Here is a 13240-nt window from a genome sequence, read left to right on the forward strand (position 1 = left end):
GTTTGAACATCCCGGAACCACCCCAGAAAAAGAGAAGTGGGCTGGTAGGTCTCCCTACCAGCCCACGACGTACTTGAAGCTCGTTTAGACCGCCGTCACTCCGACAGCCTGAGGTCCCTTGGCGCCCTGTTCGATCTCGAACTGGACACGCTGGTTCTCTTCGAGCGACCGGAATCCGCTTCCGCTGATCTCCGAGTAGTGGACGAACACGTCAGCCGCGCCACCGTCCGGGGCGATGAAACCGAAGCCCTTGTCGCCGTTGAACCATTTCACAGTTCCCTGTGCCATACGCTTTTCACATTCTCTCATTGACTGGATGCAGAACACACCCAACACAAGGGTAGCACGCCCGCCGCCCAGCGTTGCCATCGTCTTTTTCTGCGAATCAACGAAATTCGTGCGTACCCGGCGATTCCGCCCGCGTGCCGGTTACGCGCGACTACTCCGCCGTGTACCGTTGAATGTGAACGGTTTGTGACGCCGTCCGAACCGATTCGCATCTCGACGCCCGTAACTCTCGCGCGCCGGATCGATCTGGAAGCGAGGACACCGGCCATGGTGTACGCACACAAATACATTGTCCGCCAACTGAACTCGTCGTTGTGAGCGCGACTGACCGGCGTGGGTCCAACAACCCCATCCGGCTCACGCTCGCCTCGGAGCTCGGCAATTATCTCGACGGCGCGTGGTGGCCCTACACCGCGTCGATCGCCCGCGAACTGCCCGACCTCATCGAGGCGCTGACCACCCGGCTGGGCGACATCGTCGACCTCGACGTCAACTGGTCGTCGCTGCAGGGCGCACCGGACCTGAATCCGATGCCCTTCGGCGGGAAGGTCCCGCTGCCCGGTGCGCGGATCCGCCAGCAGCGGGTCATCACCATCACCGGCAAGCAGGGACGGGCGAACCTGCTGGTCGTGCCGTCGAGGACCACCCGGGCGCTGGCCGTGATGGTGCTGCGGCACGCCGCCTCGCTGCCGATCGAGTACGGCCACGCCGACACCTCGGCATGCCGGACCGCCGAAGAAGTGGTTCGCAACGCCCGCGCCGAATGCGCGCAGCGGGCCCTGGCCGGACGCACCAAAACGTCGGCTGTCGACACCAAGGACTGAGTCAGTCACCAAGGACTGATCAGGAGCGCCAGAACCGGCGCACCTTCCTCGTCCGCTCGTCGCCCTCCACGTCGGACCAGTCCCCGGCGGCATACGACATCGGCTTCGCCCCCGTGCGACAGATGTCCAGCGTGCCGTCGTGATGCTTGACGTACGCGTCGCCGAAACGCATGTACTTGTCGGTCGCGCCGTCTGGCAGCGTCACTTTCACGGTCATGGGGTGAACCTCCGGATCAGCCGGCGGCGTACGGGCCGTCCGGGCGGGAATGGGTCAATCACACACGCGCACAACGCAACAACAGGCACACGCGGAGTCTCAGAATCGTGTCGTCGGCGAATCAGGACGCATGACACACGGTGGGCGAAGTCATCGGACTTCTCTCGTAGCCGGACGGATTCGCTCGAGATCGAGCTGCCCGTTACCACGACGCTACGCCTGTTTCCGCTGCGGGGTAGGGTAACGGCATGGGCCAACAACAACTTTCACTCGGCGTGCTGGCCCATTCCCGTAAGCCCGACGAGCGCCGGTTACCCCTTCACCCAGCGCACCTGAGCCGGATCGAACCCGAACTCCGGGCCCGCATCGTGCTCGAGCGCGGCTACGGCGAGGAATTCGGCGCCACCGAAGCCGAACTCGCCGAACTGGTGGGCGGCGTCAAGAGCCGCGAGGAGATCGTCGCTGAATGCGACATCATCCTGCTGCCCAAGGTGCAGGCCGAGGATCTCGCGGAGTTCGCCGACGGCGCCATCGTCCTCGGCTGGCCGCACTGCGTCCAGGACACCGCGCTCACCCAGATCGCCATCGACCGCACACAGACGCTGATCGCCTTCGAGGCGATGAACCACTGGCAGGCCGACGGCGGATTCGGGCTGCACGTCTTTCACAAGAACAACGAGCTCGCCGGCTACTGCTCGGTGCTGCACGCCATGGCGCTCGCCGGTGTCACCGGCACCTACGGCCGGCGGCTGCAGGCCACCGTCATCGGCTTCGGCGCCACCGCCCGCGGCGCGGTCACCGCACTCAACGCCCACGGCGTCGACGGCGTGCGCGTCCTCACCACCCGCGAGGTCGCCGCCGTAGGCTCCCCCATCCCGGGCACCCAGATCGTCCAGATGGGCCAGGACGAGAACGACCCGAGCCACACCTGGGCCGACACCCCCGAGCACGGCGAGATCCCGGTCGCCCGGTTCCTCGCCGACAACGACATCGTCGTCAACTGCGTGCTCCAGAATCCCGAGAAGCCACTGGTCTTCGTCACCGAGGACGACCTGCCGTCGTTCGCGCCCGGCAGCCTCATCATCGACGTCTCCTGCGACGCGGGCATGGGGTTCTCCTGGGCCCAACCCACCTCGTTCGCCGATCCGATCCTCGAGATGGGCGACCGGCTGCTGTACTACGCCGTCGACCACAGCCCGTCCTACCTGTGGAACTCGGCGACCTGGGAGATCAGCGAGGCCCTGCTGCCACACCTGGACACGGTGCTCGCCGGACCCGACGCCTGGGCCGACAGCGCGACGATCCGCCGCGCCATCGAGATCCGCGACGGCGTTGTGCAGAACCCCGCGATCCTGGCGTTCCAGGACCGCGAGAAGGAGTATCCGCACCCGGTGCGGTCGAGCTGAGTCGTCCGAACAATCGCCGCCGGCGCCGATCGGTCGTACCGTGACTCCATGCCCGAAGCGATCGACGTCGCCCACCCGCCGCAAGCCGTCCTCAACGTCGTCAACCGCGGCCTCCGGCTGGCGCTGCGCTCCCCGCTCGGCGCCGCGCTCAAGGAGTTCATGCTCGTCGGGTTCAACGGCCGCAAGACCGGCAGGCGCTTCGCCGTCCCGGTCAGCGCCCACCACATCGACGGCGACCTCTACGTGATCCTCGAGGCCGGCTGGAAGCACAACTTCCGCGACGGCGCTCCCGCCGACGTCTCCTACGGCGGCAAGACGACCGCCATGCAGGGCCAGCTGATCACCGAGACCTCCGCCGTCGCCGACCTGGTGCACCGCGCCGCCCAGTCCTACGGCGCCAAGAAGGCACAGCGCACGATGGGCCTGAAGTTCCCCGGTGACGAGGTCCCCTCGCTGCAGGAGTTCACCGAAGCCGCGCAACGCCTCGGCATCGCCGTCATCCGGCTGACACCGGCCCGCTGACGTGACCGATCGCAACGTTCTCGGCGGCCCGCTGCAGGAATGCAGCACCGACCCGATGACCGGATTCTTCCGGGACGGCTGCTGCAGCACCGGCCCGGAAGACGTCGGCGTGCACACCATCTGCGCGGTGATGAGCCGCGAGTTCCTCGACCATCAGATGTCCATCGGCAACGACCTGTCGACGCCGCGACCGGAGTTCCGCTTCCCCGGCCTCAGCCCGGGCGACCGCTGGTGCGTCACCGCGCGCAACTGGATGCTGGCCCACCAGGACGGCTGCGCCGCGCCGGTGGTGCTGGCCGCGACGCACGAGTCGACGCTCGCGCTGGTGGCGCTGGACATCTTGCAGCAGCACGCCGTCGACGTCCCCGACCACATCGGCGACCTCTGAGCCTCACCCTGCCCACTCGAAGGAGTACCCCATGCCCTCATCCGTCGACGAGCTGATGATCGCCAACCTGCTCGAGGTGTTCAACGAACGCGACGAGACGAGCCGGCGCGCGGCGATCGAGCGCACCTACGCCGCCGACGTCCGCTGGACCGACGAGGACGGCGTCAGCACCGGCCGTGACGCGCTCGAAGCCAAATGCGTTGCGCTGCAGAGCAACCTCGGTGACCTCCAGTTCGTCTCCGCCGGCCCGGTGCACGCACTCCCCGGCTTCGGCCACCTGGCGTGGCAACTGGTCACCGCCGACGGGAACGTCGCGATGGCCGGCTTCGACGCCGCCCTGGTCAAGGACGGCGTCATCACCGACCTCTACACGGTGCTGATCCCCCCGCAGCAGTAGAAGCGTGCGCGGCGCACGCGAGCCGCGGCCCTAGACTTGCCAGCCATGGCCACCCCGCCCGACTTCGCCGACCTGCCGCAGGCCTGGCAGCCCCGGTTCGCGTTCTTTCACGCCCACGGGCCGACGTCAACGCCGCAGGGGCGCGAGGCCTACCGCGCGTTGCCGTTCGGCACCAAGCTGCGCATCGGCACCAACTTCCTGGCGTTCCTGTTCGGGCCGATCTACTTCTTCATCAAGGGCATCTGGCGCAAGGGGCTGACGCTGCTGGGCATCGGAGTGGCGCTGGGGGCGCTCGCCTACGGAGTCGAGCTGCCCGAGCTGGTGGACCGTGCCATCAACTTCGTCGTGCCCGCGATCGCGATGAGCACCGCGAACTACGCCTACTACCTCCACGTGATGCGAAACAGCGAGTCGTGGAATCCGTTCGAAGGTCAGGGCCGCCGAGCATCGTGACCGGCCCGAGCGCGTTCCGCTATCCGCCCGCCGACGGCGGCCGGCTCCGGCTGCGGAACCGCGTACGGCGGCTCACCGGGTTCGACCTCCTGCCGCCGGATGCGACAGCCGACAGGTTCATCGCCGGGCTGAACGAGGGCGACCCGGTCGCCGAACGCTTCGTCGCCGAGACCTACCACGGCGAGCTGGGCGCCAGGAAGGCACGCGACCTGGTCGAGCGGGCCCAGCGCGACGGCATCGACCGGGTGCCCGAGGCTCCCGCGTCGATGCGCGCACTGTTCGACGAATTCGAGCGCCTCCCCGACTGGGCCGACCCGGACCTCGTCGAGGAGGGCGCGGCGGTGTGGCGCCGCTGGGCCTACGCACTGGGCGCGCTCGGCAACGCCGGCACCAACGACACCTACACCGAGGGCTGGCTCGCGGTGCCGTTGTCGCTGTCAGGCGGCTACGCCGGTGACCGCGCCCTGCACCGGTATCTCGAGACGTCGCGGTGGTGGATCGAGGTGTGCCGGCCGGGCGCCATCCTGACCCCGGGATCGTTGGGCCGCAACATCTCTCTGCACGTGCGCATCATGCACGTCAGCGTGCGGGACCGGGTTCGCAAGCATCCGGAGTGGAACGCCGAACGCTGGGGCCTGCCGATCAGCCAGTCGGCGATGCTGCTGACCCTGCTGGGCGGCAGCGTCGCGCCCGCGTTCGGGCTGTTCCTGCTCGGCCACCTCACCACGCCCCGCGAGATGCGGGCCGTGCTGCACTTCAACCGGTACTGCGGACACCTGGTGGGGGTGCGCTGCGACGGCTACTTCCCCGAGACCGTCGCCGACGCCTGGCGGATCCTGTTCATGGCCGACGCCGCCCGCAGTTACGACAGTGCCGACAACGGAACCGAACTCGTCGAGTCGTTCGTCCCGGCATTCGCCCCCAAGCCGACTCACACAGGCCTGCAGCGGATTCGGGCGCACTACCACTACCGCGTGCAGGCCGGATACCTCGGGCTGTACATGCTGCCGTGGAACCGGTCGCGCTACCGGCTGCCGTCGGTGCTGCCTGGAATCGCGTTGCTGCTGCTGCGTTTCCCGTTGATCGTCGCCCTCGAGGTCGCGCGCCGCGTCTCACCCGCCCTCGATCGGCGGTGGCAGCGCTGGAATCTGCGGCGGTGGGAGCGCTGGCTGGTGTGGCAGTCGTCGGGCAAGGCCGCCGCGTTCGAAGCGGCGGCGCCGCTGCGGCGGTGAGCGCGGTCGCCGGTGAAACCGGCCCGGTGTCCGGGGCCCCATCGGCCCGTTCGGGGGGTACGGTCAAATGATCGGGACCACTCAGGCCCCCAGAACAAAGGGCCGACCATGTCTGACAAGTCACCCCGACAAGCCATGACCAAGAAGTCCGGCAAGTCGCTCAAGGAGAAACGCGCGGCCAAGCACGACAAGGCGGCACGCGCAGCCTCCTCGGCCGAAGCGCTGTTCGACAACAAGAAGCGCTGACGCAGAGCGTCTCCCGCCCGGCGGTGGTCAGCCGCTCGCGCCGTTGACCACCGGCTGGGTGATCATCCCCCGCTCGACACCCCAGATCGTCGCGATCGCGCGGTATTCGCCGGTGCCGATCAGGTGCTCGAGCGCCAGTCGTAGTGACTCCCCGAGTTTCGAGTCCTTCGCGACCGGCCAGCCGTAGGGCGCCGAGTCGAACACGTCACCGGCCGCCTCCAGGTCGCCCCGGCTGAGCTTGATCGCGAAGCCCGTCACCGGAGAGTCCGCCGACATCGCGTCGACCTCGCCCTTCACCAGTGCCGCCGTCACCTCGTCCTGGCTGGTGTAGACGACCTTCTCGATCCCCGGCAGCCCCGCCGCGACACACTCGTCGCTCTTTCTCGGGATCTCCTTGGTCTCCTGCAGCGTCCCGAACGCCACCGCGACCCGCAGCCCGCACGCCGAACGCGGATCGAGGAACGACTGCGGCCGCTGCGCCCACAGCGTGCCCGCCTGCAGGTACGTCACGAAGTCGACCATCTGCTCACGGTCGGTCGTGTCGGTGAGCGCCGACATGCCGACGTTGAAACTGCCGCCCTGCACCGACGGGATGATGCTCTCGAAGGCGGTGTCCCGGTAATCCGGCACCAGGCCCAGCACCCGGGCGACCGCGTTCATCAGGTCGACGTCGAAGCCGACGATCTGCCCGTCGGCGTTCTTGAACTCCATCGGCGCATACGGCGTGTTCACGCCGATCACCAAACGGCCCGTCGACTTGATGTCGTCGGGCACCGTCGCCGCGATCTCCGGCACGGCGCCCAGCTGCGGTCCGGGTGGCACCGTCGGCTCGGCGACACTGGCCGGCCGCGCCTCGTTCGACGACCCCCGCCACTGCCACACCCCGAAGGTCCCTGCGGCCGCGACCAGCACCAGCGCGCTCGTCACCGCAAGCACCCGCTTGGACACATTGCGCCGCGGCACGACCGGTCGCCGCGCCGTCGCAGGCCGCCGTGCCGCATGCCTGCCGGACCGTGTGGTGCGCACCGGCACACTCAGCGCCGTGCGCGCCGCCGCCGCCAGCTCACCGGCGGTCTGGAAGCGCTTGGCCGGCTTCTTCGCCATCCCCTTGGCGATCACGTCGTCGAACGCCGCGAGCCGCGGATCGATCGCCGACGGTTTCGGCACCGGCGACACCATGTGCCCGGCGATCTGCTGCTCCAGGCTGTCGGCGGGATAGGGCCGCGAACCCGTCAGGCACTCGTAGAGCACGCACGCCAGCGCGTAGACGTCGACGCGGGAGTCGATCTTGCCGCCCTCGAACCGCTCGGGCGCCATGTAGGCCAGCGTGCCCAGCGTGCTGCCCGCCGTCGTCATCCCCGACTCGCCCGCCGATCGCGCCAGACCGAAGTCGATCAGATACACGAAATCGCGATCGGTGATCAGGATGTTCGACGGCTTCACGTCACGGTGGATGAGGTCCGACTCGTGCGCGGCGTCGAGTGCACAGGCCACCTGCTCGACGATCGTCACCGCGAACCCCGGGTCCAGCGGCTTGTCGCTCTCACCCAGCATGGTGCCGAGGTTGCGGCCGTCGATCAGCCGCATGTCGAGGTACAACCGGCCGTCGATCTCGCCGAATCCGTGGATCGGCACGACGTGCGGATCGTTCACGCCCGCGGCGGCCTGCGACTCACGGCGGAAGCGCTGCTGGAAGGTGACGTCCTCGGCCAGATGCGGCGGCAGCACCTTGACCGCGACGACGCGGTCGGTCCTGGTGTCGAAGGCCTGGTAGACCTCGCCCATCCCGCCCCGGCCGATCAGCTTCTGCAGCTGGTAGTGCCCGAATGGTCTTGCTTCCACCGGTCAACTCCCCAGCGTCCAATCGGTGTGTCGACCGAACCTACCGCACGTTTGCCAGTGTGTTGAGCCGGAGCGTCAATATCGCGGGAAACCGCCCGCGCACACCGCGTGCTGGGCGACCGCCATGACACGCCCGACGGCCTTGCCGGACTGCGGTCACGCCGCGGCGCGAATTGCCTTCCGAGGCCCAATTGTTCCGTGCGTCAACCCAGTCGGATGCACTGCTGCGCTGGTGACAGGCGAAACCACCCGCCCTGCGCTGGCGTATCGTCGCAGCCAAGTGTGGAAGCAGAAGACATCGCGACCATGAGTACCGATCACCAGTACCGAGAGGACGCCCCCGTGGCAGACACCACCAGCGCAAAGCCCAAGGCCGAATCGAAGTGGCTGTCCAAGTCCGCGTCGCAGACCCGCGGCTCGGACAAGAAGGAAGTGCAGTTCCACTACGACATCTCGAACGAGTTCTTCAAGCTCTGGCAGGACCCCAACCAGGTCTACAGCTGCGCCTACTTCGAGAAGGACGACTACACCCTCGAGCAGGCCCAGATGGCCAAGATCGACCTCTCGCTGGGCAAGCTGGGCCTGCAGCCCGGCATGACGCTGCTCGACATCGGCTGCGGCTGGGGCGCGACGATCATGCGCGCCGTCGAGAAGTACGACGTGAACGTCATCGGCCTGACGCTGTCGGAGAACCAGAAGCAGCACATCGAGAACCACTGGTTCGCGAACTCCACCAGCAAGCGCAACATGGAGGTCCGCCTGCAGCCGTGGGAGGACTTCAGCGGCTCGGTGGACCGGATCGTCTCGATCGGCGCGTTCGAGCACTTCGGCTTCAACAAGTACGACGACTACTTCAAGAAGACCTACGACTGGCTGCCCGAGGACGGCGTGCAGATGCTGCACACGATCATCATCCCGGAGGATGAGGAGATCAAGGCCAAGGGCCTGCCGCTGACGATGTCCCGCGTGCGGTTCATCAAATTCATCATGGACTACATCTATCCCGGCGGCCGTCTGCCGCTGGCGTCGATGGTCAAGGAGCACGCGGTCAAGGCCGGCTACACGGTCACCCGCGAGCAGCACCTGCAGCCGCACTACGTGAAGACCCTCGACACCTGGGCGCGCAACCTCGAGTCCAAGAAGGACGAGGCCATCGCGATTACCAACGAAGAGATCTACGAGCGGTTCCTCAAGTACCTCGACGGCTGTGCCGACCTGTTCCGCGAGGGCTACACCGACGTCGCTCAGTTCACCCTGGAGAAGGCGCCCGCTTAGCAGATCTAGGCAAGTTGGGCTATACACAGGTCATGATCTTGAGAATGGAGGACGGCGGAGTGACGAACAGCGGGTCGGGGGGCTCGAACATGAAGGTCGCATACGAGGACGTCCAGGCGCACTACGACATCTCGAACGAATTCTTCGGGCTGTGGCAGGACCCCACACGGACGTACAGTTCGGCCTACTTCGAGCGTGCGGACATGACGCTCGAGGAAGCACAGCTGGCCAAGATCGACCTCGCGCTGGGCAAGCTCGGCCTGGAGCCCGGCATGACGCTGCTCGACGTGGGCAGCGGCTGGGGCGCCATGATGAAGCGCGCCGTCGAGAAGCACGACGTCAACGTCATCGGCCTGACACTGAGCCACAATCAGCGCGCGCTCAGCCAGCAGATCCTCGACGAGATCGACACCGACCGGTCGCGGCGGGTGCTGCTGCGCGGCTGGGAGGAGTTCGACGCGCCCGTCGACCGCATCGTCAGCATCGAGGCGTTCGAAGCCTTCCCGAAGGAGCGCTACAAAGCCTTCTTCGACCTGTGCTACCGCAGCATGCCCGCCGACGGCCGGATGGTGCTGCAGACGATCATGGGACACCCGCTCAAGCGCTGGCCGGAGATGGGCATCCCGATCACCATGAGCGATCTGCGGTTCATGAAGTTCATCGCAAAGGAGATCTTCCCCGGCGGGTCGGTGCCGTGCGACGAGGACGTCGTCGAATACTCCGGCGCCGCAGGCTTTTCCGTGGAGAAGCGCGACGACCTGACGCCCGACTACGTGCGCACCCTCGACACCTGGGCCAAGGCGCTGGAGGCCAACCGTGACGAGGCGATCGCGGTGACCTCCGAGGAGGTCTACGACCGCTACATGAAGTACCTGCTCGGTTGCTCTGACTTCTTCAACCGCAACGTCAGCTACGTCGGGCAGTTCACGCTCGTCAAGTAGTCGGTCCGGGCGACGAGGCCTCGAGTCCGCTTCGGAGTTCGTCGAGGGCCTGCCCTAGCGTGACGCGCTGGGTCCACCCCCATCGGCGGGCCCGGTCGGCGACGATCTGTCCGGTCCACGCGGGTCCGTCCTGCCACGCCGGCTCGACGCCAATCGCTTCGGTGACGGTGCCGAAGTAGTCGCGTTGGGTGGCGGGTCCGCCGGCGGCGTTGACCGCCGTGCACCCGCCGTCCACCGGCCCGTGTTCGGGATCGTCGGCGGCCGCGATGCGGCCGGTGGCGAGGTCGGCGAGCAGTGCTGCCAGGTCGTCGACGTGCACCCACGCGAACGACTTGTCCGGGACCGTGCGGCGCGCGGACTCGTCCTTCGCGATGTCGTTCGGGCGCAGGGTGTTCCAGATGGAGCTCTCGCCGGGCCCGAGGATGGCCGGTGGTCGCACCAGCACCCGGGTGATGCCGTCGACCTCGGCGAGCGCGGCGTCGGTGTCGCGCTTGGTGACCGGATAGTCGCCTGCGTCGTCGCCGACCAATGCCGCCGACTCATCGACGTCGCCGACGCCCGGCGACCGGTCGTAGACCGCTGCGGTCGACATGTGCACGAGGCGGCCGACGCCCGCGTCACGGGCCGCCCGGGCGATCACCGGCGTCCCCTCGACACCCACCCGGTGCTGGGTGTCGCGGTCGGTGCCCATTGGGTGCACGGTGGTGACGACGGCGCTCGCGCCGGTGACCACCTCGGCCGCGAAGTCGGGATCGCCGAAGTCCCCGACCCGTTCCTCGACCCCGTCGATCGCCGGCGCGGCGCCTGCCCGGCGGACCACCGCGCGCACGGTCGCGCCGCGTTCGGCGAGCGCTGCACAGGTGCGTGCGCCGACGAATCCGTTTGCGCCGGTGACGACGACGACGGGACTGCTCTGCTCATCGGTCATGTGATCACCATGTCATCGGGATTACCCGATTCGGCGGCTCAGATCGCGCCGAACACCAGTGCCGTGTTGAAACCGCCGAAACCGAACGAGTTGCTCACCGCGTAGCGGTAGTCGCCCTCGCGCGGTGCGCCGGTGACGACGTCGAGACCGATCTCGTGGTCGACCTGCTCGTGGTTGCGGGTCGGCGGGATGACTCCGTCGCGCAGCGCCTGCACCGTGAGCACCGCCTCGACGGCGCCCGCCGCGCCCAGCGAATGGCCCAGCGCGGCCTTCGGCGCGTAGACCGCGGGAGCATGGTCGCCCAGCGCGCGTCGGATGGCACACGCCTCCGCGAGGTCACCGTCGATCGTCCCGCAGGCGTGGGCGTTGACGTGGTCGATGTCCGACGGGACCAGGCCCGCAAGGTCGATGGCACGGGCCATCGCGTCACCGGCGACCTCGCCGGTCGGGTCGTGACGGATGGCGTCGAAGCTGTCCGCCGTCATCCCGACGCCCATCAGCCGGGCCAGCGGTGTGACTCCCCGGGCCCTGGCGTGCTCCTCGGTCTCGATGAGCAGCAGCGCGCCGCCCTCGGCGAGCACCGTGCCGTTGCGGTTCTTCGCGAACGGCCGGCACGCGCCGGCCGGGTCGTCGTTGTCGGTCGAGAGCATGCCCGCCGACGCGAACGCCGCGACGGGAACGGCTTCGATCCTCGTCTCCACTCCCCCGCAGATCGCGACGTCGGCCTCGCCGAGGATGATGTGCCGCCACGCCTGGGCGATGGCGCCTGCGCCCGACGCGTCGGCCATCAGCGGCGAGATGATCCCGGCCTTGGCTTTGTGGTCGAGTCCGACGGCCGCCGCCGGGGCGTTGGGCATGAACATCTGCACCGCCAGCGGCGACACCGCCCGCATGCCCTTGACCCGCCACTCCTCGTACGCGTGCAGGATCTCCTCGGTCGAACCCAGCGCCAATCCCACCGAGACCAGCAGGCGCCGCACATCCACCTCGGGCGATCCGGCGGTCTGCCACAGCCGGCGGCTCAGCACGGTCGACATCTTCTGCATGTAGGACAGCCGGCGCAGTTCGACGCGATTGAGGTGCTCGTCGAAGTCCTCGACGAGCTGGCCGCCGATGCGGACCGGCGAGTCGAGCTCGCCGACGAACCAGCTGTCCAGGGCGCGGATGCCGCTGCCGCCCTGCTGCAGCAGTTTCCAGGTCTCCTCCGCGTCGGCGGCGAGCGCCGTGGTGGAGGCGACGGCGGTGACGACGACGTCGGGCAGTCCCTCGCCGGTTCTCAACGGTGCCATGCCTGCTGATCCCCCACTCTCGAATGTCGAGTCGTTGCGTCATGGAGGCGGAGCTGCCGTCAATTTTATCGACGGACGCGTTCACTGCAACGCCTGACAGGAAGTGCGCGGGTAGCCTCGACGCCACCGATCAGGAGGGCAGGTCCGATCGCCGAACGCCGCCGCACCCGTCTCACCGCGCCGGCCGCGGCGGTGACCCTGGCGGTCTCGCTGGTCTTCGCGACACCGGCCGCGGCGGCCACCGTGCACCCGGTCACCGCCACCGAACTCGGCGCGACGTGGCGGCCGGGGTGTCCCGTCGGGCCGGAGGCTCTGCGGCGGGTCGAACTCGAGTTCGTCGGGCTGGACGACCGGACCCACAGCGGTGAGCTGGTGGTCCATCAGGACGTCGTCGCCGACGTCATCGCGGTGTTCGAACAACTCGAGCAGCTGCGCTACCCGATCGCCCGGATGCAGACCGCCGCCCGCTACCCCGGCGCCGACGATCAGCTGTCGATGGCCGACAACAATTCCTCGGCGTTCAACTGCCGCGACATCCCCGGCACCGGGCGCTGGTCGCCGCATGCGTACGGCCGCGCCGTCGACATCAATCCGCTGTTCAACCCGTATGTCCGCCGCGACGGCGCGTTCGAGCCGGCGAACGCCGGAGCCTATCGGGACCGGGGCCGCACCGACCCCGGCGTGCTGCACGACGGCGACCCGGCGGTGCGCGCGTTCACCGACCGCGGCTGGGCCTGGGGCGGGTACTGGCGACGCCACAAGGACTACCAGCACTTCGAGCTGCCGTAGAAGTTCTGTTCGATGGGTTTGAACCGAGTCAGACGTGGTACAGCCGCGCCATGTTGACGCAGCTGAAAATGAGTCTCCCGGTGATCGTGGCGGGCGCCGCGATCGCCGTCGCTCCGGTCGCCTCCGCGACCTCGATGTTCCCGGCCGGCGGTCCGCCCGGGTGCTATGACCCGGCGGGCACGGGGTGCGCGGTGGCACCCGCA

The 13240-nt window shown here is 68.2% G+C and carries 15 protein-coding genes; 10 read left to right on the plus strand and 5 right to left on the minus strand.

The window, feature by feature from the left end:
• Positions 1–84: 84 nt before the first annotated feature.
• The gene (locus Q2100_RS23910) at positions 85–288 is read right to left on the minus strand and encodes a cold-shock protein (protein WP_264012975.1); all 204 of its coding nucleotides are present in this window, start codon (positions 286–288) and stop codon (positions 85–87) included.
• A gap of 314 nt (positions 289–602) precedes the next feature.
• Between Q2100_RS23910 and Q2100_RS23915 the strand changes: the two genes are divergently transcribed.
• Positions 603–1112, plus strand: coding sequence for a DUF5994 family protein (locus tag Q2100_RS23915; protein ID WP_264012974.1), 510 nt, complete (start codon positions 603–605; stop codon positions 1110–1112).
• Positions 1113–1131: 19 nt separating this feature from the next.
• Here Q2100_RS23915 and Q2100_RS23920 read toward each other — a convergent pair whose 3' ends face one another.
• Entirely contained in the window at positions 1132–1329 is a 198-nt protein-coding gene (locus Q2100_RS23920; RefSeq protein WP_264012973.1) for a hypothetical protein, read from the minus strand.
• A gap of 248 nt (positions 1330–1577) precedes the next feature.
• Here Q2100_RS23920 and Q2100_RS23925 point away from each other — a divergent pair, with 248 nt between their 5' ends.
• From Q2100_RS23925 to Q2100_RS23950, 6 genes are read left to right on the plus strand one after another with little or no spacing between them, the layout of a single operon-like run.
• Positions 1578–2735, plus strand: a complete 1158-nt coding sequence (locus Q2100_RS23925; protein ID WP_302916055.1) for a N(5)-(carboxyethyl)ornithine synthase — start codon at positions 1578–1580, stop codon at positions 2733–2735.
• A gap of 48 nt (positions 2736–2783) precedes the next feature.
• Complete coding sequence (locus Q2100_RS23930) at positions 2784–3257, plus strand: hypothetical protein (RefSeq protein WP_302916056.1); 474 nt, start codon at positions 2784–2786, stop codon at positions 3255–3257.
• 1 nt (position 3258) lies between these two features.
• Complete coding sequence (locus Q2100_RS23935) at positions 3259–3645, plus strand: DUF2237 family protein (protein ID WP_264012969.1); 387 nt, start codon at positions 3259–3261, stop codon at positions 3643–3645.
• 31 nt (positions 3646–3676) lie between these two features.
• Positions 3677–4042 carry a nuclear transport factor 2 family protein gene (locus tag Q2100_RS23940; protein ID WP_302916057.1) on the plus strand — a complete coding sequence of 122 codons (366 nt, stop codon included), beginning with the start codon at positions 3677–3679 and terminating at the stop codon, positions 4040–4042.
• A 45-nt stretch (positions 4043–4087) separates the two neighbouring features.
• Positions 4088–4495, plus strand: coding sequence for a DUF2628 domain-containing protein (locus Q2100_RS23945; RefSeq protein WP_302916058.1), 408 nt, complete (start codon positions 4088–4090; stop codon positions 4493–4495).
• Complete coding sequence (locus Q2100_RS23950) at positions 4492–5727, plus strand: oxygenase MpaB family protein (RefSeq protein ID WP_302916059.1); 1236 nt, start codon at positions 4492–4494, stop codon at positions 5725–5727. Before Q2100_RS23945 ends, Q2100_RS23950 begins: the two co-directional genes overlap by 4 nt.
• A gap of 273 nt (positions 5728–6000) precedes the next feature.
• On the opposite strand, the gene stpK7 is transcribed toward Q2100_RS23950, so the two are convergent.
• Positions 6001–7815 (minus strand): serine/threonine protein kinase StpK7, encoded by a 1815-nt coding sequence (gene stpK7, locus Q2100_RS23955; RefSeq protein ID WP_302916060.1) that lies wholly within the window; start codon positions 7813–7815, stop codon positions 6001–6003.
• A gap of 342 nt (positions 7816–8157) precedes the next feature.
• Between stpK7 and Q2100_RS23960 the strand changes: the two genes are divergently transcribed.
• Positions 8158–9090, plus strand: a complete 933-nt coding sequence (locus Q2100_RS23960; protein ID WP_264012963.1) for a cyclopropane mycolic acid synthase family methyltransferase — start codon at positions 8158–8160, stop codon at positions 9088–9090.
• Positions 9091–9179: 89 nt separating this feature from the next.
• Positions 9180–10031 carry a cyclopropane mycolic acid synthase family methyltransferase gene (locus tag Q2100_RS23965; RefSeq protein WP_302916063.1) on the plus strand — a complete coding sequence of 284 codons (852 nt, stop codon included), beginning with the start codon at positions 9180–9182 and terminating at the stop codon, positions 10029–10031.
• On the opposite strand, the gene Q2100_RS23970 is transcribed toward Q2100_RS23965, so the two are convergent.
• Together Q2100_RS23970 and Q2100_RS23975 are read right to left on the minus strand one after the other, a co-directional pair.
• Positions 10024–10959 (minus strand): NAD-dependent epimerase/dehydratase family protein, encoded by a 936-nt coding sequence (locus tag Q2100_RS23970; protein WP_302916061.1) that lies wholly within the window; start codon positions 10957–10959, stop codon positions 10024–10026. The two genes, Q2100_RS23965 and Q2100_RS23970, sit on opposite strands and share 8 nt — an antisense overlap.
• A 38-nt stretch (positions 10960–10997) precedes the next feature.
• Entirely contained in the window at positions 10998–12248 is a 1251-nt protein-coding gene (locus Q2100_RS23975; RefSeq protein WP_302916062.1) for a KasA/KasB family beta-ketoacyl-ACP synthase, read from the minus strand.
• 192 nt (positions 12249–12440) lie between these two features.
• Between Q2100_RS23975 and Q2100_RS23980 the strand changes: the two genes are divergently transcribed.
• Entirely contained in the window at positions 12441–13037 is a 597-nt protein-coding gene (locus tag Q2100_RS23980) for a M15 family metallopeptidase (protein ID WP_407667680.1), read from the plus strand.
• The last annotated feature ends 203 nt before the right edge of the window (positions 13038–13240 follow it).

Source organism: Mycolicibacterium arseniciresistens (genome assembly GCF_030519285.1).
In the GTDB taxonomy this organism is placed as follows: domain Bacteria; phylum Actinomycetota; class Actinomycetes; order Mycobacteriales; family Mycobacteriaceae; genus Mycobacterium; species Mycobacterium arseniciresistens.

Excerpts from the sequence above, each read along its gene's own strand:
- Q2100_RS23910 (WP_264012975.1), bottom strand. The coding sequence starts at position 288 with ATGGCACAGGGAACTGTGAAATGGTTCAACGGCGACAAGGGCTTCGGT.
- Q2100_RS23920 (WP_264012973.1), bottom strand. The coding sequence starts at position 1,329 with ATGACCGTGAAAGTGACGCTGCCAGACGGCGCGACCGACAAGTACATG.
- Q2100_RS23925 (WP_302916055.1), top strand. The coding sequence starts at position 1,578 with ATGGGCCAACAACAACTTTCACTCGGCGTGCTGGCCCATTCCCGTAAG.
- Q2100_RS23930 (WP_302916056.1), top strand. The coding sequence starts at position 2,784 with ATGCCCGAAGCGATCGACGTCGCCCACCCGCCGCAAGCCGTCCTCAAC.
- Q2100_RS23940 (WP_302916057.1), top strand. The coding sequence starts at position 3,677 with ATGCCCTCATCCGTCGACGAGCTGATGATCGCCAACCTGCTCGAGGTG.
- Q2100_RS23945 (WP_302916058.1), top strand. The coding sequence starts at position 4,088 with ATGGCCACCCCGCCCGACTTCGCCGACCTGCCGCAGGCCTGGCAGCCC.
- Q2100_RS23965 (WP_302916063.1), top strand. The coding sequence starts at position 9,180 with ATGAAGGTCGCATACGAGGACGTCCAGGCGCACTACGACATCTCGAAC.
- Q2100_RS23970 (WP_302916061.1), bottom strand. The coding sequence starts at position 10,959 with ATGACCGATGAGCAGAGCAGTCCCGTCGTCGTCGTCACCGGCGCAAAC.
- Q2100_RS23975 (WP_302916062.1), bottom strand. The coding sequence starts at position 12,248 with ATGGCACCGTTGAGAACCGGCGAGGGACTGCCCGACGTCGTCGTCACC.